The following is a 25310-nucleotide window of genomic DNA, read 5'->3' as shown; positions in this document are numbered from 1 at the left end:
CTCCACCCAGCCATCGGCAGTCCAGAGCGTTTCCACGCCGGCGCGGAAACGCTCTACCTCATCGTCTTTCGCATTTCCGGACGCAGAACCGCTGCGCGCTTTTGCTGGAAATGCTCTTGAATGCGAGCGTTTTCAGGCGGCTGCGTTGGCCGCGCCCCGCATGTACTCCTCCAGTGCTGCCGCCTCGCCGGGCGTCAGCTTCAATCCCAGTTTCGTCCGGCGCCACAGCACGTCCTCGGCGTGCCGCGCCCATTCCTTGGTCATCAGCCACCTGACCTCGGCCTCGTAGAGATCCGCGCCGAAATGGTGGCCGAGTGCGGCCTCGCTCGAAGCAGAGCCGAGGAGCGCGGCGGCGCGTGTGCCGTAGAGGCGCACCAGGCGTCGCGCGTGTGCCGGCGCAAGGAAGGGATACTGCTCTTGCAGCCTTGCGACTTCGTCGGCATAGCCCTGGGCAGGAAAATCGCCGCCCGGCAGCCTCGAGCCGGCGGTCCATTTCGATCCCTTGACGCCGATTGCCTCGCCGATCTTCTCGAGCGCGGATTCGCCGAGCCGGCGGTAGGTCGTGAGCTTGCCGCCGAAGACGTTGAGCAGCGGCGCCGCACCCTTGTCGCCCTCGACCCGCAGCACGTAGTCGCGGGTTGCCTCCTGCGCCTTGCTGGCGCCGTCGTCATAGAGGGGGCGCACGGCGGAGTAGGTCCAGACGATGTCGTCCTTCGTCACCGGCTCCAGGAAATATTCGCTTGCGGCCTTGCAGAGATAACCGACCTCGGCGTCGCTGATGCGGACATCGGCCGGGTTGCCGGTGTAGTCGCGATCGGTGGTGCCGATCAGGGTAAAGTCTTCTTCATAGGGGATGGCGAACATGATGCGGCCATCCGGGTTCTGGAAGAAATAGGCGCGCGGGTCGTCGAACTTTTTCTTCACGACGATGTGGCTGCCCTGGACGAGGCGGACATTGTGAACGTCGTTCTTGCCGAGCGCGCCGGAAAGCACCGTGTCGACCCAGGGGCCGGCCGCATTGATGAGCATGCGGGCCCGGAGGGTCTTGCGTTCGCCGCTCGTCTGGTCTTCGGTCTCGACGGTCCAGAGCGCGCCATTGCGCCGTGCCGAGACGACGCGGGTGCGGGCCATGATCAGGGCGCCGCGGTCGGCGGCGTCGCGGGCGTTCAATAGGACGAGGCGGGCGTCGTTGACCCAGCCGTCGGAATATTCGAACGCCTTGTTGAACAGGCGCTTCAGCGGCTTGCCGGCCGGATCGCGGTTCATGTCCAGCGTCGCCGTCGGCGGCAAGAGCTTGCGGCCGCCGATGTGATCATAAAGGAAGAGGCCGAGGCGGATGAGCCAGGCCGGACGCAGGCCGCCCTTATGGTACGGCAGCACGAAACGCATCGGCCAGATGACGTGCGGCGCCATCGCCCAGAGCACTTCCCGCTCCATCAGCGCCTCGCGCACGAGGCGGAACTCATAATGCTCGAGATAGCGCAGGCCGCCATGAATGAGCTTGGTGGAGCCGGAAGAGGTGCCGGAAGCGAAATCGTTCATTTCGGCCAAGGCGACCGAATATCCGCGGCCGACCGCGTCGCGCGCGATACCGCATCCGTTGATGCCGCCGCCGATGACGAAGACGTCGTAGATTGTCTGCTCTGACACTGTCTGTTTCCCCTCCACTTTTCGCGGCGCACAAATTGATGCGTCAGCGAAAGTGAAATCAGTTAAAACGAAAACATATCGAATGTCAAACGAATGCTCCCCGAATCTTTAGGGGTGCCTAAGCCTCCCGTCTCAGGCGTCGGTTTCGATCAGCCGAACGTCCTGTTCGGCGCAGATTTTCCTGACGTTTTCGAGCGTGCAGCGATCGGTGATGAAGGTCTGAACCTGCGAGATATGACCGATGCGGACCGGCGCGGTTCTTTCGAACTTGGTCGAGTCGGAAACGAGGATGACATGGCGCGCATTGGCGATGATTGCCTGTGCGACCTTCACTTCGCGGAAATCGAAATCGAGAAGCGCGCCGTCATGGTCGATTGCCGAGGCGCCGATGACGGCAAAATCGACCTTGAACTGCTTGATGAAGTCGACGGCGGCTTCGCCAACGATGCCGCCATCGGAACCACGCACGACGCCGCCGGTGATCACCACCTCGATCGAGGGGAAGACGCGTAAGCGATTGGCGACATTTATATTGTTGGTGATGACCATCAGTTCCTTGTGGTCGAGAAGGGCCTCGCCCACGGCCTCGGTCGTCGTGCCGATATTGATGAACAGCGAGGCATTGTCGGGAATGAGTTCGGCGGCGGCCTTGCCGATTGCCTGTTTCTCTGGCGCTGCGATCTGGCGGCGGGCATCGTATTTGACGTTTTCCTTGCCGCTCGGGAAAATCGCGCCGCCGTGGATGCGGTTCAAAACCTTGGCGTCGCAAAGGTCGTTCAGGTCCTTTCGGATGGTTTGCGGCGTGACGGAAAAGCGCTGGGCCAGCTCCTCCACGAGCACGCGACCCTCGCTCTTTGCCAGTTCCAGGATCTCCGCCTGCCGACCCGTCAGATACATTCCATCCTCCCTATTTTCGTTTTGTTTCATAATATGCAAAAACGAAAGTCGCGCAATTTCATAAATTGGCGTTTATCGTGAAACCGGTTTCGCCATGGTTTAAAATGCGGGAGCGCGTTGCATTCGTTTCGGCGATGGGCGACGCTGCCCTGAGGAGCGAAGAGGGGAAAGACATGTTTCATCCGGCCTTGTTCAAGGGAATGACCGTCGTCGTCACCGGGGCCGGGCGCGGCATCGGGCTGGAGGTCGCGCGGCAATTCCTGGACTGCGGCGCGCGCGTGCTCGTCCATGCCGGCCGGTCTATCGGCGAGCTGCCCGACTTTCTCGAATCGGCGGCGACCGAGGGGCGGGCGCATGTGGTGACGGCGGATTTTCTGGCGCCGGATGGCGTCGAGAGTTTGGCCGAGGTGGTGCGGAGCCGGTTCGAAAGCGTCGATATCCTCATCAACAATGCCGGCACAATGGTCGGCCGTTTCCCCGCGGCGGAGCTTACCGACGAGCAATACCAGACCGTCGTCCAGCTCAACCAGACAGCGGTCGTCGAGATGACGCGGGCGATGCTGCCATTGCTGCGGAAGGGCACGCATCCGGCGATCGTCAATACCGTGTCGATCTCGGCGGTCACGGGCGGCAGTGCCGGCTCCTCGATCTATTCGGCCACCAAGGCTTTCGTCGCCACCTATTCCAAGGCGCTGGCGCGCGAGCTCGCGCCCGAGGGCATCCGGGTCAACTGCGTTTCGCCCGGCACGATCACCACCGACTTTCATCAACGTTATTCGTCGCCGGAAAAGCTGGAGGCGACCCGCAAGACCATTCCGCTCGGCCGGCTGGGAACGGCGGAGGATTGCGCACCGGCCTACCTTTTCCTCGCCTCGCATGTGCTGTCGGGTTACATCACGGGCCAGGTGCTGGAGGTGAATGGCGGGCAATTGATCGCTTGAGTATGTGTTTGCGGTCGCATTCGCCCCTCATCCCCCTGCCGGGACCTTCTCCCCGCAGGCGGGGAGAAGGGGCAAGCTGCACCGTTTGAACCATCGTTAATGCCGCCTGCGGCACGTCCCCTCTCGCCGCACGCGGGGAGAGGGCCAGGGTGAGGGGCGAACCCGTTAGGGTGAGGGGCAGGGCAGTCCCCGAAGGGTAGACATGATCGATAAGCTGGAAATGTTCCTCGTTCTCGCGCGCGAACGGCACTTCGGCCGCGCGGCGGAGGAGTGTGGGGTGACGCAGCCGACGTTGTCGGCCGCCATTCGTCAGCTCGAGGATCAGCTCGGCGTCATGCTCGTCAGCCGCGGTTCGCGTTTCCGAGGACTGACGCCCGAGGGACAGCGGGTGCTCGAATGGGCGCGCCGCATCGTCGGAGATACCCGGACGATGCGGGAGGAGATGCGGGCGGCGCGCAAGGGTCTTTCCGGCCATATCCGCCTGGCGGCGGTGCCGACGACGCTTGCCATGGTGCCGATGATCACCGCGCCCTTCCAGGAAAAGCACCCCGACGTCACCTTCTCCGTGCTGTCGACGACATCGGTGCAGGTCCTGGCGCTGCTCGAAAATCTCGAGATCGACGCCGGATTGACCTATCTGGAGAACGAACCGCTCGGCCGCGTGACCAGCGTTCCCCTCCAGGTCGAGCGTTACCACCTCGTCACCGCTGCCGGGACGCCGCTTTCGGAGCGGGAAAGCGTGACCTGGAAAGAGGTTAGCGACGTTCGGCTTTGTCTATTGACGGCCGACATGCAGAACCGCCGCATCATCAACCAGCATTTTTCGGAAGCCGGCGCCGTTGCCAGTCCGACGCTCGAATCAAACTCGATGATAGTACTTTTTTCGCATGTACGCACCGGTCGCTGGGCCAGCATCATGCCGTTCAACGTCGCGAAATCATTCGGTTTTCATGAGGACATCCGGATGATTCCGATCGTCGATCCGGATGCCCGCCACACGGTTGGCCTGGTGGCGACGCATCGCGAGCCGTTTACGCCACTCGTCTCGGCTCTGCTGCATGAGGCGCGCATTCTCGGCGAGCGAAATCAGGTTCAATAGATTTTTTCTATCGATCGACGGAACAGCGTTATTGACCCATTGGGGCATAAGCGCGAAGCTTTTTTAATCATGGCCGGAGACCGCCGGGGAACGGCCTCCTTGAGACAAGTGAAATGTCGGCTGGGCCGGTTGCCCGTTTCGGGTGCCGCCATCCTAGCCCACGAGCCGGGAGGGCTCCCGTTGAATATCCATCAGCCGCGCGCCGATATCGCGGAAACCACGCTCGCCATCGTCGAGGAGCTGAAGGGGCTCGAAGGGCCGCTGCTTCCGATCCTGCACGGGATCCAGGAAGAGTTCGGCTATGTGCCGCAGGAATGTCTGCCGCTGATTGCGCGCGAGCTCAACCTGTCGCGCGCCGAAGTCTATGGGGTGATGACCTTCTACCATGACTTCCGGGAGCATCCGGCCGGGCGCCACGTGCTGAAGCTCTGTCGTGCCGAGGCCTGCCAGTCGATGGGTGGAGATCAGCTTGCCGAGCGGGCAAAGCGGCTGCTCGGCATCGACTTTCACCAGACGACGCCGGACGGCGCGGTGACGCTGGAGCCGGTCTACTGCCTCGGGCTCTGTTCCTGCGCACCCTCCGCCATGCTCGACGGAGAGGTGCATGCCCGGGTCGATGCCGCCGAACTGGAAGTGCTCGTTCAGGAGGCGCGTCGATGACGGTGAAGATCTATATCCCGCGGGACGCGGCCGCCGTGGCGCTCGGCGCCGAGAAGGTCGTGACGGCGATGAGCGAGGCGATCGCTTCGCGCGGTCTCGATGCGGTGATCGTGCGCAATGGTTCGCGTGGCATGCACTGGCTGGAACCGCTGGTCGAAGTGGAGACGGCCGAGGGCCGGATTGCCTATGGCCCGATCAAGGCGCGCGACGTTGCCTCGCTCCTCGATGCCGGCCTGCTGGACGGCGGTGATCACGCGCTCTGTCTCGGCAAGACCGAGGAGATCCCCTTTCTCAAGCAGCAGACGCGGCTGACCTTTGCCCGCTGCGGCATCATCGATCCCCTGTCGCTCGACGATTACCAGGCCCATGGCGGGCTTGCGGGTCTGCGCAATGCCATCGCGCTGACACCTCAAGGTATCGTTGCGCAGGTGACCGAGAGCGGGCTTCGCGGCCGCGGCGGCGCCGGCTTCCCGACCGGCATCAAGTGGAAGACGGTTCTCGATGCTGCGGGTGACCGCAAATACATCGTCTGCAACGCCGACGAGGGCGACAGCGGCACCTTTGCCGACCGAATGATCATGGAGGGTGATCCCTTCGTGCTGATCGAGGGCATGGCAATTGCCGGGATCGCGACCGGCGCCACCAAGGGCTTCATCTATACCCGCTCCGAATACCCGCATGCGATCACGGTGATGGCAGAGGCGATCGAGATCGCGCGCAAGGCGGGCGTGCTCGGACCCTCGGTGCTCGGGTCGGGCCGGGCCTTCGACATGGAGGTGCGCACCGGCGCCGGCGCCTATGTCTGCGGCGAGGAAACCGCGCTGTTGAACAGCCTCGAAGGCAAACGCGGCATCGTCCGCGCCAAGCCGCCGCTTCCGGCCCATAAGGGCCTCTTCGACTGTCCGACCGTCATCAACAACGTGATTTCGCTCGCCTCGGTGCCCATTATCATGGACAAGGGCGCAGCCTTCTACCGCGACTTCGGCATGGGCCGATCGCGCGGCACGATCCCGATCCAGATCGCCGGCAATGTCAAACATGCCGGTCTGTTTGAAACCGCCTTCGGCCTGGCGCTGGGTGAAATCGTCGATCAGATCGGCGGCGGCACGGCGAGCGGCCGGCCGGTGAAAGCGGTACAGGTCGGCGGTCCGCTCGGCGCCTACTTCCCGCGGGCGCTGTTCGACACGCCGTTCGACTACGAGGCCTTTGCCGCGCGTGACGGCCTCATCGGCCATGCCGGCATCGTCGTCTTCGACGACACGGTCGACATGCTGCACCAGGCGCGTTTCGCCATGGAATTCTGCGCCGTCGAAAGCTGCGGCAAGTGCACACCCTGCCGCATCGGCTCGACCCGCGGCGTCGAGGTCGCCGACAAGATCGCCGCCGGCATCGAGCCGGAGAAGAACCGCGAACTGCTTGCCGATCTCTGCAACACTATGAAGTTCGGGTCGCTCTGTGCGCTCGGCGGCTTTACGCCTTATCCCGTGATGAGCGCCATGACCCATTTCCCGGATGATTTTAAGCCGGCGCCGGCGGTGGAGGCTGCGGAATGATTGTGTTGGAGCAGTTCACCCCCCTCTGGCCTGCCGGCCATCTCCCCCACACGGGGGGAGATCGACCCGCGGCTGACCTTTCGCCCCGGCAGGAACGGTTCCGCAGGCCGAACGTTTCAATCGTTATGCAACGCGCGCCACATCTTTTCTCCCCCCTTGTGGGGGAGATGGCCGGCAGGCCAGAGGGGGGTAACGCCGCCCTCTTGAACGCATCTTCTCTGGAGGCCCGCTAATGTCCCTCATTCATGAAATTGACTTCGGCACTCCCGCTTCCAAGTCCGAAAAGCTGGTGACGCTGACGATCGATGGCCGCGAGGTCACGGTGCCCGAGGGTACCTCGATCATGCGCGCGGCGATGGATGCGGGCATCGAGGTGCCGAAGCTCTGCGCCTCCGACATGATGGATGCCTTCGGTTCCTGCCGGCTCTGTCTCGTCGAGATCAAGGGACGCGCCGGCATGCCGGCCTCCTGCACCACGCCGGTGGCGGCCGGCATCGAAGTCTCCACCCAGACGCCGCGGCTGAAGGACGTTCGCCGCGGGGTGATGGAACTCTACATCTCCGACCACCCGCTCGACTGTCTGACCTGTGCAGCCAATGGCGATTGTGAACTGCAGGACATGGCCGGCGCCGTGGGGCTGCGCGACGTGCGCTACGGCTACGACGGCGAGAACCACGTCACCGCCCGCAACAATGGCGAAATCAACGCCAAGTGGATGCCCAAGGACGAGTCCAATCCCTATTTTACCTATGATCCGGCGAAATGCATCGTCTGCTCGCGCTGCGTGCGCGCCTGCGAGGAAGTGCAGGGCACCTTTGCGCTGACGATCGGCGGCCGCGGATTCGACAGCCGCGTTTCGGCCGGCATGGCGGAAGACTTCATGTCGTCGGAATGCGTTTCCTGCGGCGCCTGCGTGCAGGCCTGCCCGACGGCGACGCTGACGGAGAAATCGGTCATCGAGATCGGCCAGCCGGAGCATTCCGTCGTCACCACCTGCGCCTATTGCGGCGTCGGCTGCTCGTTCAAGGCGGAAATGCGCGGCGAGGAACTGGTGCGCATGGTGCCGTGGAAGGACGGCCAGGCGAACCGCGGCCATTCCTGCGTCAAGGGCCGCTTCGCCTATGGCTATTCCAACCACAAGGACCGCATCCTCAATCCGATGATCCGCGAGAAGGTCACCGATCCCTGGCGTGAGGTCACCTGGGAGGAGGCCTATGCGCATGTCGCGGCCGAGTTCCGGCGGATCCAGTACCAATACGGCCGCGATTCCGTCGGCGGCATCACCTCGTCGCGCTGCACCAACGAAGAGACCTATCTGGTGCAGAAGCTGGTGCGTGCCGGCTTCGGCAACAACAATGTCGATACCTGCGCCCGTGTCTGCCATTCGCCGACCGGCTACGGCCTTGGACAGGCCTTCGGCACCTCGGCCGGCACGCAGAACTTCGACAGCGTCGAATACACCGACGTCGCCGTCGTCATCGGCGCCAACCCGACGGACGGCCATCCGGTCTTCGCGTCACGGCTGAAGAAGCGGCTGCGCGAGGGCGCCAAGCTGATCGTCATCGATCCCAGGCGCACCGACATCGTGCGCTCGCCGCATATCGAAGCCGCTTACCACCTGCCGCTGCAGCCGGGCACCAATGTCGCGGTCCTGACGGCGATGGCGCATGTGATCGTCACCGAAGGCCTCGCCGACGAGACGTTCATTCGCGAGCGCTGCGATTGGTCGGAATACGAGGATTGGGCAGCCTTCGTCGCCGAGCCCTATCACAGCCCCGAAGCAACCGAAGCCTATACCGGGGTGCCGGCCGCGCTCGTGCGTGGCGCGGCGCGGCTCTATGCCACCGGCGGCAACGGTGCGATCTATTACGGCCTCGGCGTCACCGAGCACAGCCAGGGATCGACGACGGTCATGGCGATCGCCAACCTCGCCATGGTCACCGGCAATATCGGCCGGCCGGGCGTCGGCGTGAATCCGCTGCGCGGCCAGAACAACGTGCAGGGCTCCTGCGACATGGGTTCGTTCCCGCACGAACTGCCGGGCTACCGCCATATCTCCGACGATGCGACCCGCGAAACCTTCGAGAAGCTCTGGGGCGTCGAGATTTCCAGCGAGCCTGGCCTGCGCATCCCCAACATGCTCGATGCCGCCGTCGACGGCACCTTCAAGGCCCTCTACATCCAGGGCGAGGACATCCTGCAGTCGGATCCGGACACCAAGCATGTGGCCGCCGGTCTCGCCGCGATGGAATGTGTCGTCGTGCACGACCTGTTCCTCAACGAAACCGCGAACTATGCCCATGTCTTCTTGCCGGGCTCGACCTTCCTGGAGAAGGACGGCACCTTCACCAATGCCGAGCGCCGGATCAACCGGGTGCGCAAGGTGATGACGCCGAAGAACGGCTATGCCGACTGGGAGGTGACGCAGAAGCTCGCCCAGGCGATGGGGCTCAATTGGAACTATCGCCACCCGTCCGAGATCATGGACGAGATTGCCGCGACGACGCCGAGCTTCGCGCTGGTCTCCTACGACTATCTCGAAAAGATGGGCTCGGTGCAGTGGCCCTGCAACGAGGCGCATCCCGAGGGTTCGCCGATCATGCATGTCGACGGCTTCGTGCGCGGCAAGGGCAAGTTCATCCGCACCGAATATGTCGCGACCGACGAGCGCACCGGCCCGCGCTTCCCGCTGCTGCTCACCACCGGCCGTATCCTCAGCCAGTACAACGTCGGCGCCCAGACGCGGCGCACGGACAATGTCGCCTGGCACGCGGAGGACCGGCTGGAGATCCATCCACACGATGCCGAACAGCGCGGCATCCGCGATGGCGACTGGGTGCGGCTTGCCAGCCGCTCGGGCGAGACGACCCTGCGCTCGCTGATCACCGACCGCGTGGCGCCCGGCGTCGTCTACACCACCTTCCACCACCCGTCGACGCAGGCGAACGTCATCACGACAGACTTCTCCGATTGGGCCACCAACTGCCCGGAATACAAGGTGACGGCGGTGCAGGTGATGCCGTCGAACGGTCCGTCCGACTGGCAGGTGGACTACGACGAGCAGGCCCGCCAGTCGCGCCGGATTGCCGGCAAGCTGGAGGCGGCGGAGTAACGAGCCATGGCGTTGTGCGCGTGGAACTTACCCCCCTCTGCCCTGCCGGGCATCTCCCCCACAAGGGGGGAGATCGCGGAGGCGAGCGCTCGCTCCACGATTGGCGGTGAGCGTCAGGCGATCTCCGCGCGCGACCTTGCGAATGCCGCCAACTTGAGACCGAGCCCGAGCGCTTTCCCCATGTTGATCTCCCCCCTTGTGGGGGAGATGCCCGGCAGGGCAGAGGGGGGTAGCCCGCTCTCAGCAAAGCGAGGGGGCGCCGACGCCCCGACGAACGAATGACCAGGTTCAAGACATCGACAACCGTTCCCGAGGTTGCCCGTCGCAACGGCACGCTGCGGGAGGGTTCCCGAGCCGTACCGGAGGAAACGCCTGTCGCCTTTACCTATGGCGGCTCGACCCATGCGGTGATGATGGCGACGCCCGGCGATCTCGAGGATTTCGCCGTCGGCTTCAGTCTGACCGAGGGCATCATCACGGATCCCGGCCAGATCGAAGCGGTCGAGATCGTGGCCGAGACGGTCGCGGACAATCTCGGCATCGACCTGCAGATTACGCTTCGCGACGAGGAGAACGATATGCTCCGCCGGCGTCGCCGGCATATGGCTGGCCCGGTCGGCTGCGGCCTGTGCGGCATCGAATCGATCGAACAGGCGGTCCGGCCGACGCCGGACGTTTCCCATTCGAAGCTGACGCTGTCGCAGGAGGATGTGGTCTCGGCCGTGGCCTTGCTCAACGGCCAGCAGCCGCTGCATGTCGAGACGCGTGCCGTGCACGGTGCCGCCTTCTATGTGCCTGGGCGCGGCCTGATCGCCGTGCGCGAGGACGTCGGCCGGCACAATGCGCTCGACAAGCTGGTGGGTGCTGCCGCGCGCGCCGGCTTCAAGGGCAGCGAAGGCGCAGTCGTCGTCACCAGCCGTGTGTCCGTCGAGATGGTGCAGAAAACGGCGGTGGTCGGCAGTCCCGTGATCATCGCCATTTCGGCGCCGACGGCGCTTGCCATCCGCACGGCGGAAGCCGCAGGCATGACGTTGATTGCGCTGGTGCGCGGCGACGAATTCGAAATTTTCACCCATGCCGAACGCATCAAGTCCGGAGCTGTCGCCGATGTCGCATGACAACACCAACGCCAAACTGATCTACATGGCGAACCAGATCGCCACCTTCTTCAAAAGCCAGCCGCAGGACGAAGCGGCCCAGGGCGTTGCCACCCATATCAACAAATATTGGGAGCCGCGCATGCGGCGCAAATTGTTCGAGCATATCGACAATGGCGGCGAGGGGCTGACGCCGCTGGTGCTGGAAGCGGCGCCGAAGATCAAGCGCCCGGAAGCTGCCTAGCTGCTGTCATCACCCGAAGGTTCTCCGACCGGGTGCTTTTCGAAGCTACCTCATCTGAAAAGATTTAAGGGAAGGCGGCTACCGGTCGCCGCCTTCCCCATTCCCGAGCGCGGGGTGCAGGGATGTGCGCTCAGAAATTCTGCCAGCCGCTCGTTGTTCAAGCCGACTCGTACGTGCTGTCGACAGGGTTTGCGGGGCCAAAAGCGGCGCAACTCTCTGGACGAGGACATAGGCCGGATTGCCAAAAAAATGTCTGGTCCGTTCTACGGCCGTCCCTTCCGGGCCAGCGGCTTCGTGCTTCGTAGGGAGAGTTCGAACTACCGGGCTTCATGCCCAAGGCGCCGTGTTTCTGCAATCTATGTTAGTGGTATGACTATTAAGCAGGTGTTAAAATAGAAATTATCAAATCTTAGTTGTGAAAAGTTGTATACTACCTAGGAGTTGAATTAGATTGTCCTGTTTTGGTCGCCCCTCAAGTAACTCCGGTATCCCCGCCAAAAGGAAAGGCCCCCTCGCCGTTGGGCGAGGGGGCCCTCGAATTGCAGGCCGGCGCGTATGATCAGGCGGCCATTTCCTCGACGTCGCGTTCCTTGAACATTCGCGCGAGGTTGAGGAAGCAGATCATGCCGTTCTCGTTGGCGATGATGCCTTCGGCAAAGCTCTTGTCGAAGGATGCAGTCACTTCCGGCACCGGTTGCACCTGGCTGCCCTGGACGGTGAGGATGTCGGAGACCCGGTCGACGACGAGGCCGATCACCATGTTGTGCACTTCGGCGACGACGATGGCGCTGCGTTCGTTGGCCGTCGTCGATTTCATGCCGAGCTTGTGGGCGAGGTCGATGATCGGGATCACCGTGCCGCGCAGGTTCATGACGCCGATCACTTCCGGCGGCGAATGCGGAATGGGGGTGGAGGGTGCCCAGCCGCGGATTTCGCGGATCGTTGTCGTCTTGACGCAGAATTCCTGATCGTGGAGGCGGAACGCAATGATCTCCAGCGTCTCGCCGTCGAAACCGGCCGTCCTGATTGTGTTGGTCATCGAAGGTCCTTCCAGCTTTCCGGTCGACGCCTATGGACGCGACACCGCCAAACTCGAGATATCTCCGCATGACTGCCGACGACGGGAGCGCGGCGATGGTCCGTTGGGGAGAGATCCTTACAGTCCGCCGATCACATCCGGCGGGGCGCAGCTGCATCATGCGCGGAAGAACCGCTTTGCGCTTTGGGAAGGCACTATAGGCCCGGATTCGTTAAGACTTGCTTTTGCAAGTGCTCACGAACCAATCCGCCCCGAGGTTGGCCCGGGGCGGAGGATTGAAAAGGTCAGGCGGAGGCGAGGACTGCCGCGAAGTGCTCTACGGCCCAATCCACCTGGTCGGCGGTGATGACGAGCGGCGGTGCGATGCGAATGGTGTCGCCATGGGTGTCTTTGGCGAGAATGCCGCGCTCCTTCAGCGCCTCGCAGTATTTGCGGGCGCCGCCGGCCTCCGGTACCAGCTCCACCGCCAGCATCAGGCCGCGACCGCGCACTTCCTTGATGATGTTAGAGCGGATGTCGGTGAGGCCCTTCTGGAAGCGCTCGCCCATCCGTGCCGAATTCTCGATCATGCCTTCTTCAGTCAGCGCCTTAAGCGCCGCGCGGGCAATGGCGCAGGCGAGCGGGTTGCCGCCGAAGGTGGAGCCATGCTGGCCGGGCTTCAGGACACCCAGCACTTCCGTATTGGAAAGCACGGCGGAGACCGGGTAGAACCCGCCTGAAAGAGCCTTGCCGATCAGCGTCACGTCGGCCTCGATGCCTTCGTGCTCTTCCGCGAGCAGTTTGCCGGTGCGGCCGAGCCCGGTCTGGATCTCGTCGAGGATCAGCGTGACGCCATGCTTGGTGCAGAGTTCGCGGACGGCGGTGAAGTAGCCAGCCGGCGGAACGATGACGCCGGCTTCGCCCTGGATCGGCTCGACGAGGAAGGCAACGGTGTTCTCGGTGATTGCGGCCCGGAAGGCCTCGATGTCACCGAACGGCACGACCTTGAAGCCCGGTGCGAAGGGGCCGAAGCCGGTGCGGGCGTCCGGATCGGTCGAGAAGCCGACGATGCCCATGGTGCGGCCGTGGAAGTTATTGGCGCAGACGATGATCTCCGCCTTGTTATCGGCGACGCCCTTGACCTCGTAGCCCCACTTGCGCACCGCCTTGACGGCGGTTTCGACGGCTTCGGCGCCGGAGTTCATCGGCAGCACCTTGTGCGAGCCGGTCAACGCCGCGATCTCTTCGTAGAAATGCGCGAGCTGGTCGTTGCGGAAGGCGCGGGAGGTGAGCGTCAGCTTCTGCGCCTGCTCCATCATCGCCTTCAGGATCTTCGGATGGCAGTGGCCCTGATTGACGGCGGAATAGGCAGAGAGGCAATCGAGATAGCGATTGCCCTCCATGTCCCAGACATAGACGCCCTCGCCGCGCGAGAGCACCACGTCGAGCGGCTTGTAATTATGCGCGCCGAGCCGGTATTCGGTTTCGATCAGGGCTGCCGTCGTATTCATGCATTGTCCTCCGTTTGTCATCTCAGGCGCTGCGGGTCGGCCGGTCGAGCACGCGGCGGCCGAAGAGGCTCGCCGTCAGTTCGACCAGGATGCGCGCGCTCTTGCCGCGGTCGTCGAGGAAGGGATTGAGCTCGACGACATCGAGCGAGGAAACCAGCCCGCTTTCCCAGAGCATTTCCATGATCAGGTGCGCTTCGCGGAAGGTGGCGCCGCCGGGAACGGTGGTGCCGACGCCCGGCGCGAGTTCCGGGTCCATGAAGTCGACATCGAGGCTGACATGCAGCAGGCCGTTGGCGGCACGAACCTCTTCGAGGATCTGGCGCATGATGTGGGCCATGCCGAGTTCGTCGACGGCGCGCATGTCATAGACGCGTACGCCATGCTCGGCGATTTCTTCGCGCTCGCGATCATCGACGGAGCGGATGCCGACCTGGAAGACCTTGTTCGGATCGACGAAGGGGCGGTCGGCCGGCAGGATCGGGGCGAATTCCGCTTCGCCACAGAAATAGGCGACCGGCATGCCGTGCATGTTGCCCGAAGGCGAGGTCGACGGGGAGTTGAAGTCGGCGTGGGCGTCGAGCCAGAGTACGAAGAGCGGCCGGCCGACTTCGGCGGCGTAACGCGCCATGCCCGAGACGCTGCCCATGGAGAGCGCGTGGTCGCCGCCGAGGATGATCGGGAAATAGCCCTTGCGAACCGTGTCGTGCACGGAGTCATGCAGCGCGCGGGCGAAGGCGGCGACGGTCTGCAGATTGTTGGCGCCCGGGTGGTTGGCGAGGTCGCGGGCCGGCAGCGGCTTGACGTCGCCTTCGTCGTGAACCGTGTGGCCGAGGTCGCGCAGCACCGTGTCGATGCCGGCGATGCGCAGCGCCGTCGGCCCCATGGCCGCGCCGCGTCGTCCAGAACCTTCTTCGATGGGTGCGCCAATCAGCGTGATGGTCGTCATATCCGCCCGATTCCTTCTCAAGATAATTCCGTGTGTTCCCGGTTGGGATCGCGCGGATTATGGCCAAAATGCGTGTCAGCAAAAAGATGGAAAACTGCCGATTAGTGAGATAGAATCGACAGATTGATAAGCATCATTTTACAAAGTGACAGGCAATGGATGATCTCGATCAGGCACTGATCAGCGCCTTGCGCCAGAATGCGCGCATTCCCGTTTCGACGCTATCGGAAATGACCGGCGTCTCGCGCGCGACCGTTGCCGCCCGCATCGACAGGCTCGTCGCCAATGGCACGATTGCCGCCTTTACCATCCGCACCGGCGCGGAAATTCCGGCCTCAGGGGTCCGCGCCGTGGTGATGATCGAAGTCCACGGAAAGATGGCCGATCGTGTTGCCGAGCAATTGCGCGGCCTGCCGCAGGTCCGCGCATTGCACAGCACCAATGGCCGCTGGGACTTCATCGCCGAGCTCGAGGATCGCGACCTCGTCTCCTTCGACGAAACGCTGCGGCGCATCCGCCTGATCGACGGCATCACCGTCACGGAGACCAATATCCTGTTGAAAACCAGCAAGATGACCGGCGCCTTCTGAGCGGTTGGCTCTGCTCTGGCGGATGACGAAATCGCGTCCGGGGTCGAATTGTTCTTGCTTTGTTCCAATATTTCGCTATCATGTGCGCCTCACCCAAGATGGAGGATGTCATGGTTGCCAATGGCGGCAGGCTTGCCGATCGGCAGATCTGTGTGAAGCTGTTTGTCAGGCATGGCGACGAGGATCGCGCCATCGCCTTTTATCGCGAGGCGCTCGGCGCCGAGCTTTTGCAGCGGCATGAATGGCCGAGCGGGATCCTGACGAGCGCGGATTTGCGGATCGGGGAATCGGTCTTCCGGATTGCCGGGGCCAACCCGCGTCGTGATGCGGAACCCAAGCTTGGGGGGCCGCGCTCGCCGCATGCGCTCGGCACCACGGCGGTGATCCTGGAACTGCACGTGCGGGATGTCGATCGTGTCATCGGCCGGGCGATTGGTGCCGGTGCCAGCCTCCGGAACCCGGCCGAAACCTTGTCGACGGGCGATCGTGTCGGTGCCTTCATCGATCCCTTCGGCCATATCTGGGCGCTGTTCAATGCCATTGAGGACGCCGACATCGTCGATCTGAGCATCGAGGCCCGCAACGCCGCCTGAGGCGTTGCGGGCCTTTCGCTAAATTGCTGTCTGGTTGGGCGGAATATGTTGGTCGCAGCGCGGCAATCAGAAGAACTCGTCGAGCAGGCAGTAGAAGTCGCGTTTGTCGGGATCGTCCTCGTTGATGCCGTAGGCTGTCAGAAACGGCTCAACCCATTCCTCGCCGAGATTGTTGGTGATGCTGCGGCAGGCAAGGGCGATGTCTTGGTAGCGATCGGCGACGCCCAGCCGGCCGCAATCGATGAATCCGGAAAGCCGGCCGTTGTTCTCGATGATGTTCGGCAGGCAGGCGTCACCGTGGGTGACGACGCGCGTGCCGGTCGAGGGCACGCGGGCTTGCAGCTCGGCAAAGAGATCGACCGCCGTCCGGCCGAGCCGCGTTTCATCGAAATCGTCTTCATCGACAAGGCCGGCTTCGGTGCGCGTTCTCGCAAGGGCGATCCGCTTGTCGATCCGGTGATCGAAAGGGCAGCCGGAGACATCCAGCGCATGCAAGCGTTTCAGGGCGTCCGCCAGGATGGTGATCCGGTCCCTTGGCGATCGCGTCGTGGATGCGAGGTCCGTGCCCTCGACGGCCTGCAGCAGCAGCCAGTTCGTTTCCGTTTCGAAGGCGCGGGCGACCACCCGCGGGCACGGCATGCCCTGAGACGCCAGCCAATCGAGCCGCGCCGCTTCGTCGACGAATTCGCCGAACGGGCCGGCAACCTCGATCTTCAGCACCAGCATCGGACGATCCGGCGCCTGCAGCAGAAAGATGCTCGAGTCCGACTGTCCGAGCGTGTCCCGGTTCCAGTCATAACCCGCAACGAGCGGCAGGAAATTGTCGGGCAATTCGAGATGCGGTTTTTGGGAAGACAAGACGATCACCTGAAAAATGAATGAAGCAAATTGGCCGTGATGACGGCCGACGCCGATGTTGGTTCGCCGCGGCGGCAGTTCCACAGGTGATGCGCGCGTTCACGCGGCTCAGGATCGCATTCGGTCCGCAGGCCGTATTTTGACTTGATCAGACGGTCGTCGAGGAGCGCGCCGCCAGACAAGTCGCCGCTCAATACTCCTTCTCGAAGAAGATGCCGCCCGCTGCGGAGCCGTCGCCGGCGGCTGAGCCCTTGAGCTTCACGCCCTTGCCGACATCGAGATTGATGACCGCCTTGCTGGAGGAGGAATCGGAACCCTGCTGCAGTTCGATATAGGTCCGGTCGTTGAGATACTTGCCTGCCCGCACCGAGGCGCCGCCCTTCTCGTCGGTGGTGACGTCGAGGTCGTCGACGCCGAGCTTGTTGCGCAGGCCATCAAGCAGCGACGTCGAGCCACCGCCGGCAAGCTGGCTGACGGCGGATGCGAGCTGGGCGATCTGGAAGGCCGAGAGGTTCGACAGCGACCGGTTGAAGATGAGCTGCGCCAGGATCTCGTCCTGCGGCAGCGCCGGCGATGACGAAAAGCCGATCTGCGGATTGTTGGCGAGGCCCGAGACCGAAACGGTGATCGTCGTCGCGCCGACGCTCGAAGTTGCCTTCAGATCCAGTGTCGGGATGAGATCGCCGCCGAAGCCGATCTTGCCTTCGGTGAACGTCAGGCGCTTGCCGAGGATTTCCAGCCGGCCGCGGCGCATTTCGAAGCCGCCGGATACGATCGGCTGCACCGCCGTGCCACGGATCGTCAGGTCGCCGCCGAGTTCGGCGTCGATGCCGCGGCCGCGCACGAAGACCTGGTTGGCACTGACGCCGAGATCGAAGGCGATGATGCCGCTGGCATTGGCGCCGGCTGCCGGCACCTCGTCCTTGCGCAGGTCCCTGACCATCTTCTGCACCTTGGCGGGCGCATTCTTGTGCTTGATGTCGATTGCCGAGAGCGAGGTCGGCAGCTTCTCGGGAATGGTGATCGACGCCTTGCGGATCGTCACCTTGCCGCCGAGCGTCGGGGTCGCGACCAGCGGACCGGTCAGCGTCATTTCGCCGGCGAGATTGGCGTTGAACAGCGTACCGTCGACGTAAGTGGCATTGTTCAGGCGGATTGTCAGGTTGGCCGGGAAACCGGAGCCGGGAACCGTGCCGACGGTGCCGGTCGCCTCGATCGAGCCGCCGGTCGCGAGATTGGCCGAGAGCTTCGAGATCGTCGCCTGCTTGCCGTCGAGCGCGACATTCGCCGTGAGGTCGTTGAGCGCCAGGTTGCGGCGCACGTCGACGAGCCGGCCGCCAGCGGTGGTGACGGTGCCGGCGATTTGCGGCGCCTTGGCGGAGCCGGAAATCGCAAGGTCGATGCCCGCCTGGCCCGTCAGCGTGAAGCCTTTTTCCGCCATTAGGTTGGCAATGAGGGCAAAGGGCAGGTTGCCGTTGAACTTCATCGCGATCGGCATGTTGCCGCCGATGTCGACATTGCCGCCGCCCTTGAAGGAAAGGCCGCCGGCGCCCGAAAGCGTCGTGTCGAGCGTTACCTTGTTGTTGACGAACTTGCCGTCGGCGGCGATGTCGAAGGCGGCGACCCCGGCCGTGCGTGCCGCGGCGAGCGAGGCACCGGACCACTTGAGGCCGTAGGTGACAACAGGCGCGGATGCTGCGCCATCGACATCGACGGTGCCGGCAATCGTGCCCTCGGCGCCGAGGTCCGGCGCGAAGGCGTTGACCAACGCCGCCGGTAGCGCGTTGAGCTTCGCAGCGATGTCGAGTTTTTCGCCGGCGATGCCGTTGACGGCGATGGTCCCCTTCGATGCCTGGATCGTCAGCGCGTTGAGACGGGCGACGCGGTTTTCGATGGCGATGACCGTCGGCTGGGCCAGCTTCAGCGGGATGCCCTTCGGCGTCGCGCCAAAGGATGCGAGCCGAATTTCCGTGCGTCCCTTCGCACTCGTGAGATCGCCGTTGGCCGTGAGCGGACCTCCGTCATATTTACCGTCGATCGAGAAGCCGGTGCGTCCGGCCTGCTGCTGGAAATCGACGGCGAGACCGGCGACGCGGTTCGGCCCTTGCGCGATCGTCTCGGCGCGCACGCTGCCTTTGATGGCAAGGGCGGCGACATCGGAGATCGTGATATCGGCGGTCGGCTTGGCAATCGTCAGGGCGTCGCGCTTGATGCCGCTGCCGCCGGCCTTGACGACGACGGAGGTGATGCCGTTTGTGGTCTTGATTGCGGCCGACCCGTTGAGATCGCCCGAAGCCTTCTGTCCGGCCATGGCGGCCAAAAGGCCGAGATCGGGCAGGTTGAAATCGATCGTGCCGTCCGGCTTGAAGTCCGGGGTGAAACTGATCGCACCGGTCAGCTTGTTCTCGCCGATCCGGGCTTCGAGCACGGGGATCGCGGTGCGCCCGTCCTTTGAGACGACGTCGGCCTTGACGTCGATTGCCTGGCCGTCGAGCGCGCCGGTGGCGGTCAGGCTCGCTTGCGGGCTTGATGGGTTGGCCTTCGCGTCGGCCTTGATCGTAAGATCGCTGAGCGTGCGTCCGGCAAGCGTGGCGCCGCTCGAGGTCAGTTCGGCCTTGATGCCGAGTTCGGCGAGTGGACCGGTCACCGCCGCCGTGAAATCAGCCTCGCCCTTGGCATCGGCCAGGAGTTTGCCGAGATCGGGCAACTTTCCCCTGAGATCGGTCATCAGCTGACCCTGAGCCAGGGCGACGGTACCGGCTGCTTCGATCGTGCTCGATTTGAGCTCGAGGCCCTCCACGGAAACGTCGCCGTCGCTCGTCGTCTTTACTTCCCCGGCAAGCGCGATGGTGCCGTCGAACTTCGCTGCAGCGGCCGGCGGCAGGGCTCCCGGAACGGCAAAGAGCTTGAACGCAGCGGCGACGGTGTTTTCTTCACGCGAGAAGGCGCCCGTAAGCGCGCCGCCAATGCCGGGGCTTTCGATCGTCACCGGATCGAAGCCTATGCTCTCCTTCGTCACCGCGAGGCTGGCGTCAACCTTCATCGGCGCCTGCACCAGCCGGGCGAGGTTGGCGTCGTTGAAGCCGGCTTCGCCCACTTCGAGCACGGTCTTCACGGGACCGGACTGGGCCTGGAGGTTGAAGCCGTCGCTGCGGGCTGACATTTTGACGGAACCGAGCGCAACATCCGGCAGAGTGACCGAGGCGACGTCGGCGGCGAGATCGAGGATTGCCGCTTGCGCGTCGCCGATCAGCGACAGGTTGACGGCGTTGATCTTTGCCTGCGCCTCACCCTTCTGCAGCGGCCAGCGGAAGTCGATCGCGCCGTTGGTGCCGGCAAGCCGGGCCTGCAGATTGTTGTCGCCCTTGCTGTCGAAGGTGCCGAAGGCGCCGAAGGTGAGCGCGCCGGTCGCGATCTGCCCCTTGTCGACGCGCACCATGCCCTGGCTGTTGAACGCGGCGGCAACGTCGATGCTGGTCTCATCCTCGAACATCGGACGCAGGGCCGGCGGCATCAGCGAACCGAAGCCGCCGCCGCCGGTGACGGTGAGCCGGTGCATGCCATCCGGTGTCTGGACGTGGCGACCGTCGAGCTTGAGGATCTCGCTGCCGTCGAGCGCAGCCGTTGCCGTGCCGGCCCAATCGGAAAGCGGTCCCTGACCGGTCAGCTTGATGTTGACCGCAGGTTTGTTGGGCAGGCGAAGCAACTTCGCCAACACACCGTTGCTGGGCTCGTCCACGGTCGCTTCGAGCTTCAGCTCGTTGCCCGCCGGATTGAAGACGATATCGGCGATGGCCCGCGCTTCCGGCCGATCGCGCTGGGCGGCGGTCAGGCCAAGGGCGATGCTCTCGTTGGTCGCATTGATCTTGCCGCTGGCCGTCAGGAACTGGTCCTCGCCAGCGATCGCCTTGCCGATGACGATTTCCTTGAGATCGATCGCGTCGATCTTGACGTCGACGGGAAGTACGAAGGTCGAGCGCACTTCCTTCGTCTCGGTCGAGGGGATCGGCAGGCGTTCGACACGCACCGAGCCGGCGGAGATCGCAGCGGCGTCGAAGCGGAAGGAGAGGAGGGCCGCCGGCGACCAGTTGAGCTTGAGGTCGCGAATCTCCGCATAGACGCCCTGGCCGTCGAAGAGCGTGATGCTTCCCGCCGCAAATTCACCCGTCAGCAGCGCACTCGGATCGGCGATCCGCACGATCTGGTCAGGCGTTGCCGCATATTTCTCGATTGCCCAGGCGACGAGCCGTGCGCCGGGGGTCGTGAAGCCCACGAAGGCGACGAGAAGGAGGGCAACGACCGCAATCACGCCAAGCACACGAAGGCCATAGCGCAGCGTCGCGCGAAGGAAGCGGACGACCTGATTCATGTTCTACCCATAGCGCAAGTTGCGCTGCAGCGGAATCGCCGCCGGGCGAAACTATCATCGGATGAGGGCAATTTGCGGAACCTGCTGCATAATTCCTCAGATCGGCATCGATTTGAGGAATTATGCAGCAGATCTAAAGTGTTAGCGACCTTAGCGCGTCTTGAAAGACGCGCGGCGCCGTAGGGGTGACCCGCTCCGAATCACCCACATCAGGAATCAGAAGGATTGGCCGATACCGGCATAAATCCCGTATTTCGTGCCGCCGGGGTATTTGTTCAGCGGTACGGCGAAGTCGAGACGGATGGGGCCGAAGGGCGTGGCATAGCGCAAGCCGATGCCGGCGCCGGCGCGAATATCGGAGAAATCCGGCGTCGTTTTCGCCGAGACGGTGCCGGCATCGATAAACGGAACCACGCCGATCGTGTCGGTGATCGCGATGCGGGCTTCGAGCGAGGCGTTGACATAGGAGCGCCCGCCGGTCTCCCTGTTTTCGGAGTTGCGCGGGCCGATCTCCTGGTAGGAGTAGCCGCGCACCGAGCCGCCGCCGCCGAGATAGAAGCGACGGTTCGCCGGGATATCCTCGAGCCCGCCGCCGCCGACGAGCACGCCGGCGCCAATCTTGCCGGCGAGGACGAAACGCTTCTCGTCGCCGAGCGCATGGTAGCCCGATGCCGACGCTTCGAAAGACGAGAAGAAGGTCTGTCCCTTGATCTCGTAGCTCGGCTTGGCGTTGATCATCGCCCGGTAGCCTTCGGTCGCGTTCAGCTTGTCGTTGCGGGTGTCGCGCACATATTCGAGTGGAATGGCGGCGGTCAGGTAGGAATTCGAGCCAAAGGCGTCGTCGATATTGGCCCAGCTCAGCTCGCCGCCCCCCGAGACGGTGTCGGTCGGCGAGAGTTCGAATGTCGCACCGGCCGCACCCGTCAGGATCTTGGCACGGTAGGCGTCCGGATCCTGGATGTTGGCCTTGACGCTGGCAGTAAACGTCGAGGCGGGGCCGAAGGCGCCGGGCTTGGCGAAGAGGATGCCGACCGAATAGTCGAGCTTGTCCAGTTCCTTCGTCTCGCCGATGCGGTCGACCGAGCCTTCGATGCGCAGCGATTCCGCCCGCCCGAAGAGATTGCGGTGTCCCCAATAGCCCGAAAGGCCGAGACCGTCGGTGGTCGAAACCTGGGCGCCGAAGCCGAAATACTTATGCTTGCCCTCGGAGACCTCGATCTTCATCGGGATCGACCCATCGGGCGAAAGCGCGTTGGCTTCCTTGATCGTCACGCTCGAGAACACGCCGAGTTGGCGCAGGCGCTCGGATGCCCTGCGGATATTCTCGGGCGAATAGGGGCGGCCCTCATTGAGGCGCGAATAGTCGCGCACGAAGGCGGGATCGACGGTCTTGGTTCCCGACACGCTGACATCGCCGACAGGCGCGACCGGCCCGCCGCTTGCGCCGATGACGACGTCGACGGTGGAATTGGCGTGATTGGCGACGGCGCTGCGTTCGGTAAGCTTGGCGAGCGGCCGGCCCTGCTCGCGCAGGTCGTTCACGACCTTTTCGCCAGCCTTGATGATCAGGGTCGAATCGGCGCGTGCGCCGGCCGGCAGGCCGTAGTCATCTGGATTGAAGCCGACCGCATCGCCTTCGAACTTGACGGAACCGACCGTAAAGGCGGGGCCGGGCGTGACGGTGACGGTTACCGGGATTGCCTGCCCATCGGGGAAGGCGGGATCCGGCGGCAGGCTGTCGATGTCCTGGCCGTTGATGCGAATTGCCACGGTGCCGCCGTAGCGGGCTTTTTCGTAAAGGGCTGCGAGTAGACGGTCGCGATCGTCGCGGGCGCGGATGGCAAGGCCAAGATCGCCGGACACGGGCTTTTCCTGGCCCTGGACGAGTTGCGAGCTGTTTTCCAGCGCTTCCTTCAGTTCCTTGTCGTCGGTGCCGGCATCGAAGGTAAGCGTGTAGTTGACCGGGTCGATGACCGGCGCTTCCTCTTCGTCGCTTTCGAAGAACTTCATGCCGAAGAGCTTGAAGGCGTGGGCGCTTTTGACAGAAATCGGGCCGAGCGCAAACGAGAAGGCGACTGCAAGCGCAGTTGCGGCCTTCCAGTACGCAATACTCGACCGTGGTGGGGACATTCGCTTCCGCATCCCGTCTTCAGGCGACCCAATACAAACTGCCTGCATATGCGGCCGGGTCACTATTGCATGCCTAAGGTTTTCCATCTGTTAACGATGACCGCCGGCCGCATCCACCCCTGATGCCGATTTTCGGTGGCGATTTGCTGGAAAAAGCTTCGAAATGTTGTCGGCGCATCACAACCATAGGCTCCGAACGGACGGTTGCCAGCCAGGGTTTCCGACGATTTTGTCGGGCGCTTGGCTGGCTTTGTTCGCGGTCCACCAGGGTTAGGCTGCTTCCGGCTGTGCGCGCAACTGCGGTACGCGGGGGGCTATGATGACGAGAAACTGGATCAGGAAACCCGCGGCGGCGACCGCCAGGCATAGCTCGACGCCGAAGCGCGTGGCGACGACGGCCCGAGCGCTGCACCGATCGGCCGCGCTCCGAACGTGGCCGTGGTGATGAAGGCGGAAACCTGGCCAAGCATGGCATTTGGCGTGACGGTCTGTCGCAGGGTGAGGGTTGCGATCGACCAGAGCACCGGGCCGGCGCCGAACAGAAAGAAGCTAACCGCGGCGAGGATACCGGACGGTACCCAGATCGTCGAAAGCATCACCGCGGCCGCCGCCAGGCCGCCGAGAGGACCAAGCGCGATCATTGCGCCGAACGAAATACGGCGCGCAATGGCGGGCGCGGCGAATGCACCGACCATCATGCCGGCGCCGTAAATGCCAAGGGTGATGCGCCGGAACGAAAAACCCCCTCAGGGCGTCGGCCATGAGGGGGTAAACGAATCCTGCGGTGGGCTTGCGCTACGCCGAAGGATGATCGCCTTCGCTACGCCTTAGCGCGGGCAGGCGTCGATGTAGCGGCGGCCGTAGCGGTCGCGGTAGTAGCACTGTCCCGGCTGTTCGCTGACATGGCCGATGACTGCGCCGGAAACGCCGCCGATGGCTGCGCCGACCGCTGCGCCACGGACGTCGCCGGTGATCGCGCCGCCGATGATCGCGCCGGAAACGGCACCGATGCCGGCGCCCTTTTCCGTCTGGGTGCAGCTTGCGACCGACAGGGCGACCAGCACAAGTGCGATGGCTTTCTTCATGTTGTCCTCTCCGATCTCTACGGATCTTAGCCTTTGCTCAATCCGTCCCTTGGATGATGGCGGAGCCGAGATCATCCCGCTCCACCTGAACTTGCAGTTCGGAAAATACGCGGTCCCGATTTAAAGTCTACGGGAGACCTGCGGTTTCTTCCGGCGCGCAAGATAATGATATCGTTCCTGAACGGGACATGAAGGCGCAGTTCCCCGCGATACAACCGGCGTGGAAAAATTTTGTCGTTCGGCGGGCGGTAGCGGTTGCGGCATTCCAAAAAAAGACAAATGATACAAACAAGCCTACGAAATCCGGGAGGAATGGATTCGTGGGCGACGGGCATCGATATCAGTTGGCGCGTACCCCTAGTCGCGTGAACCATCTCACCCGACTTTTCGGCCGCGCTCGTGTTGGCATTGACCGACCCCGGAGGAGCGAAATGGCGAAAGTGACAATGACGGTCAACGGCCGTCAGGTGAGTGGTCATTGCGACGACCGCACATTGCTGGTGCAATTCATACGCGAAAATCTTGGACTGACGGGCACCCATGTCGGCTGCGACACCTCGCAGTGCGGCGCCTGCGTCATCCACATGGATGGAAAGTCGGTCAAGAGCTGTTCCATCCTCGCCGCGCAGGCGGACGGATCCACGATCACCACCATCGAAGGGCTGGCGGCCGACGGCGAACTCCACCCGGTGCAAGCGGCGTTCAAGGCCAATCACGGCCTGCAATGCGGCTTCTGCACGCCGGGCATGGTGATGACGGCCGTCGACATGATCCGCCGACACCAGGGGCAACTGGACGAGGCGACGGTTCGAGCCGAACTCGAAGGCAACATCTGTCGCTGCACCGGCTACCACAATATCGTCAAGGCGATCCTTGCTGCTGCCGCCGAGATGAGCGGCGCACGCGTGGCTGCAGAATAGCGGCCGGACGGGGGCGAAAAGAGCGTCGCCCTGCATG

The 25310-nt window shown here is 63.6% G+C and carries 20 protein-coding genes and 1 pseudogene; 10 read left to right on the top strand and 11 right to left on the bottom strand.

Annotation, left to right across the window (positions count from 1 at the left end; genetic code table 11):
- Positions 1 to 132: 132 nt before the first annotated feature.
- Entirely contained in the window at positions 133 to 1650 is a 1518-nt protein-coding gene (gene glpD / locus BHMPCIPO_RS16180; RefSeq protein ID WP_173517710.1) for a glycerol-3-phosphate dehydrogenase, read from the bottom strand.
- A gap of 132 nt (positions 1651 to 1782) precedes the next feature.
- Positions 1783 to 2547 carry a DeoR/GlpR family DNA-binding transcription regulator gene (locus tag BHMPCIPO_RS16175; RefSeq protein ID WP_077967971.1) on the bottom strand — a complete coding sequence of 255 codons (765 nt, stop codon included), beginning with the start codon at positions 2545 to 2547 and terminating at the stop codon, positions 1783 to 1785.
- A 173-nt stretch (positions 2548 to 2720) separates the two neighbouring features.
- On the opposite strand from BHMPCIPO_RS16175, the gene BHMPCIPO_RS16170 reads away from it, so the two are divergent.
- The 7 genes from BHMPCIPO_RS16170 (at position 2721) to BHMPCIPO_RS16140 (ending at position 11253) form a co-directional block, all read left to right on the top strand.
- Positions 2721 to 3488, top strand: coding sequence for an SDR family NAD(P)-dependent oxidoreductase (locus tag BHMPCIPO_RS16170; RefSeq protein ID WP_173517709.1), 768 nt, complete (start codon positions 2721 to 2723; stop codon positions 3486 to 3488).
- Between the two features lie 202 nt (positions 3489 to 3690).
- Positions 3691 to 4587 (top strand): LysR family transcriptional regulator, encoded by an 897-nt coding sequence (locus BHMPCIPO_RS16165; RefSeq protein WP_173517708.1) that lies wholly within the window; start codon positions 3691 to 3693, stop codon positions 4585 to 4587.
- A 180-nt stretch (positions 4588 to 4767) separates the two neighbouring features.
- Positions 4768 to 5247 carry a formate dehydrogenase subunit gamma gene (locus BHMPCIPO_RS16160; RefSeq protein ID WP_173517707.1) on the top strand — a complete coding sequence of 160 codons (480 nt, stop codon included), beginning with the start codon at positions 4768 to 4770 and terminating at the stop codon, positions 5245 to 5247.
- Positions 5244 to 6800: a formate dehydrogenase beta subunit gene (locus tag BHMPCIPO_RS16155; protein ID WP_173517706.1), complete on the top strand. Its 1557-nt coding sequence runs from the start codon at positions 5244 to 5246 to the stop codon at positions 6798 to 6800. The genes BHMPCIPO_RS16160 and BHMPCIPO_RS16155 overlap by 4 nt, the downstream gene beginning before the upstream one ends.
- Positions 6801 to 7032: 232 nt before the next feature.
- The gene (fdhF, locus tag BHMPCIPO_RS16150) at positions 7033 to 9912 is read left to right on the top strand and encodes a formate dehydrogenase subunit alpha (RefSeq protein WP_173517705.1); all 2880 of its coding nucleotides are present in this window, start codon (positions 7033 to 7035) and stop codon (positions 9910 to 9912) included.
- Positions 9913 to 10190: 278 nt separating this feature from the next.
- Positions 10191 to 11030, top strand: coding sequence for a formate dehydrogenase accessory sulfurtransferase FdhD (gene fdhD / locus BHMPCIPO_RS16145; protein WP_173517704.1), 840 nt, complete (start codon positions 10191 to 10193; stop codon positions 11028 to 11030).
- Positions 11020 to 11253 carry a formate dehydrogenase subunit delta gene (locus BHMPCIPO_RS16140; protein WP_173517703.1) on the top strand — a complete coding sequence of 78 codons (234 nt, stop codon included), beginning with the start codon at positions 11020 to 11022 and terminating at the stop codon, positions 11251 to 11253. Before fdhD ends, BHMPCIPO_RS16140 begins: the two co-directional genes overlap by 11 nt.
- Positions 11254 to 11812: 559 nt before the next feature.
- Here BHMPCIPO_RS16140 and BHMPCIPO_RS16135 read toward each other — a convergent pair.
- From BHMPCIPO_RS16135 to rocF, 3 genes are all read right to left on the bottom strand, one after another.
- On the bottom strand, positions 11813 to 12292 hold the full coding sequence (locus BHMPCIPO_RS16135; protein ID WP_173517702.1) for a chemotaxis protein CheW: 480 nt from the start codon (positions 12290 to 12292) through the stop codon (positions 11813 to 11815).
- Positions 12293 to 12576: 284 nt separating this feature from the next.
- Positions 12577 to 13782 carry an ornithine--oxo-acid transaminase gene (gene rocD / locus BHMPCIPO_RS16130; RefSeq protein WP_173517701.1) on the bottom strand — a complete coding sequence of 402 codons (1206 nt, stop codon included), beginning with the start codon at positions 13780 to 13782 and terminating at the stop codon, positions 12577 to 12579.
- A gap of 22 nt (positions 13783 to 13804) precedes the next feature.
- Complete coding sequence (gene rocF / locus BHMPCIPO_RS16125) at positions 13805 to 14728, bottom strand: arginase (RefSeq protein ID WP_173517700.1); 924 nt, start codon at positions 14726 to 14728, stop codon at positions 13805 to 13807.
- 155 nt (positions 14729 to 14883) lie between these two features.
- Here rocF and BHMPCIPO_RS16120 point away from each other — a divergent pair, with 155 nt between their 5' ends.
- Together BHMPCIPO_RS16120 and BHMPCIPO_RS16115 are read left to right on the top strand one after the other, a co-directional pair.
- On the top strand, positions 14884 to 15318 hold the full coding sequence (locus BHMPCIPO_RS16120; RefSeq protein ID WP_173517699.1) for an Lrp/AsnC family transcriptional regulator: 435 nt from the start codon (positions 14884 to 14886) through the stop codon (positions 15316 to 15318).
- A gap of 110 nt (positions 15319 to 15428) precedes the next feature.
- Positions 15429 to 15911, top strand: a complete 483-nt coding sequence (locus BHMPCIPO_RS16115; protein ID WP_173517698.1) for a VOC family protein — start codon at positions 15429 to 15431, stop codon at positions 15909 to 15911.
- 66 nt (positions 15912 to 15977) lie between these two features.
- Here the strand turns inward: BHMPCIPO_RS16115 and BHMPCIPO_RS16110 are convergent, their stop codons facing one another.
- From BHMPCIPO_RS16110 to BHMPCIPO_RS16085, 6 genes and pseudogenes are all read right to left on the bottom strand, one after another.
- Entirely contained in the window at positions 15978 to 16769 is a 792-nt protein-coding gene (locus tag BHMPCIPO_RS16110) for an APH(3') family aminoglycoside O-phosphotransferase (protein WP_173517697.1), read from the bottom strand.
- A gap of 5 nt (positions 16770 to 16774) precedes the next feature.
- On the bottom strand, positions 16775 to 16963 hold the full coding sequence (locus BHMPCIPO_RS16105; protein WP_173517696.1) for a hypothetical protein: 189 nt from the start codon (positions 16961 to 16963) through the stop codon (positions 16775 to 16777).
- Positions 16960 to 19776: pseudogene (locus BHMPCIPO_RS16100) on the bottom strand (translocation/assembly module TamB domain-containing protein); the annotation flags it as partial. The gene BHMPCIPO_RS16105 and the pseudogene BHMPCIPO_RS16100, both read right to left, overlap by 4 nt.
- Before the next feature lie 1578 nt (positions 19777 to 21354).
- On the bottom strand, positions 21355 to 23268 hold the full coding sequence (locus BHMPCIPO_RS16095) for an autotransporter assembly complex protein TamA (RefSeq protein WP_173517694.1): 1914 nt from the start codon (positions 23266 to 23268) through the stop codon (positions 21355 to 21357).
- Positions 23269 to 23603: 335 nt separating this feature from the next.
- Entirely contained in the window at positions 23604 to 23966 is a 363-nt protein-coding gene (locus tag BHMPCIPO_RS16090) for an MFS transporter (RefSeq protein ID WP_173517693.1), read from the bottom strand.
- A 129-nt stretch (positions 23967 to 24095) separates the two neighbouring features.
- Positions 24096 to 24353 carry a YMGG-like glycine zipper-containing protein gene (locus BHMPCIPO_RS16085; protein ID WP_065774087.1) on the bottom strand — a complete coding sequence of 86 codons (258 nt, stop codon included), beginning with the start codon at positions 24351 to 24353 and terminating at the stop codon, positions 24096 to 24098.
- A gap of 431 nt (positions 24354 to 24784) precedes the next feature.
- Here BHMPCIPO_RS16085 and BHMPCIPO_RS16080 point away from each other — a divergent pair, with 431 nt between their 5' ends.
- A complete protein-coding gene (locus tag BHMPCIPO_RS16080; RefSeq protein ID WP_173517692.1) occupies positions 24785 to 25273 on the top strand; it encodes a (2Fe-2S)-binding protein in 489 nt (162 codons plus the stop codon).
- Positions 25274 to 25310 lie beyond the last annotated feature (37 nt).

It is taken from the genome of Ensifer sesbaniae (assembly GCF_013283665.1).
Taxonomy (GTDB): domain Bacteria; phylum Pseudomonadota; class Alphaproteobacteria; order Rhizobiales; family Rhizobiaceae; genus Ensifer; species Ensifer sesbaniae.
Note: the sequence above shows the minus strand (reverse complement) of the source record. Positions and strands in the feature narration are given on the sequence as shown.

Coding starts and splice junctions, on each gene's coding strand:
- BHMPCIPO_RS16090 (WP_173517693.1), bottom strand. CDS start 23,966: ATGATGGTCGGTGCATTCGCCGCGCCCGCCATTGCGCGCCGTATTTCG.
- BHMPCIPO_RS16140 (WP_173517703.1), top strand. CDS start 11,020: ATGTCGCATGACAACACCAACGCCAAACTGATCTACATGGCGAACCAG.
- rocF (WP_173517700.1), bottom strand. CDS start 14,728: ATGACGACCATCACGCTGATTGGCGCACCCATCGAAGAAGGTTCTGGA.
- BHMPCIPO_RS16165 (WP_173517708.1), top strand. CDS start 3,691: ATGATCGATAAGCTGGAAATGTTCCTCGTTCTCGCGCGCGAACGGCAC.
- BHMPCIPO_RS16085 (WP_065774087.1), bottom strand. CDS start 24,353: ATGAAGAAAGCCATCGCACTTGTGCTGGTCGCCCTGTCGGTCGCAAGC.
- BHMPCIPO_RS16080 (WP_173517692.1), top strand. CDS start 24,785: ATGGCGAAAGTGACAATGACGGTCAACGGCCGTCAGGTGAGTGGTCAT.
- fdhF (WP_173517705.1), top strand. CDS start 7,033: ATGTCCCTCATTCATGAAATTGACTTCGGCACTCCCGCTTCCAAGTCC.
- BHMPCIPO_RS16120 (WP_173517699.1), top strand. CDS start 14,884: ATGGATGATCTCGATCAGGCACTGATCAGCGCCTTGCGCCAGAATGCG.
- BHMPCIPO_RS16170 (WP_173517709.1), top strand. CDS start 2,721: ATGTTTCATCCGGCCTTGTTCAAGGGAATGACCGTCGTCGTCACCGGG.
- BHMPCIPO_RS16115 (WP_173517698.1), top strand. CDS start 15,429: ATGGTTGCCAATGGCGGCAGGCTTGCCGATCGGCAGATCTGTGTGAAG.
- BHMPCIPO_RS16155 (WP_173517706.1), top strand. CDS start 5,244: ATGACGGTGAAGATCTATATCCCGCGGGACGCGGCCGCCGTGGCGCTC.
- fdhD (WP_173517704.1), top strand. CDS start 10,191: ATGACCAGGTTCAAGACATCGACAACCGTTCCCGAGGTTGCCCGTCGC.
- rocD (WP_173517701.1), bottom strand. CDS start 13,782: ATGAATACGACGGCAGCCCTGATCGAAACCGAATACCGGCTCGGCGCG.
- BHMPCIPO_RS16175 (WP_077967971.1), bottom strand. CDS start 2,547: ATGTATCTGACGGGTCGGCAGGCGGAGATCCTGGAACTGGCAAAGAGC.
- BHMPCIPO_RS16135 (WP_173517702.1), bottom strand. CDS start 12,292: ATGACCAACACAATCAGGACGGCCGGTTTCGACGGCGAGACGCTGGAG.
- BHMPCIPO_RS16095 (WP_173517694.1), bottom strand. CDS start 23,268: ATGTCCCCACCACGGTCGAGTATTGCGTACTGGAAGGCCGCAACTGCG.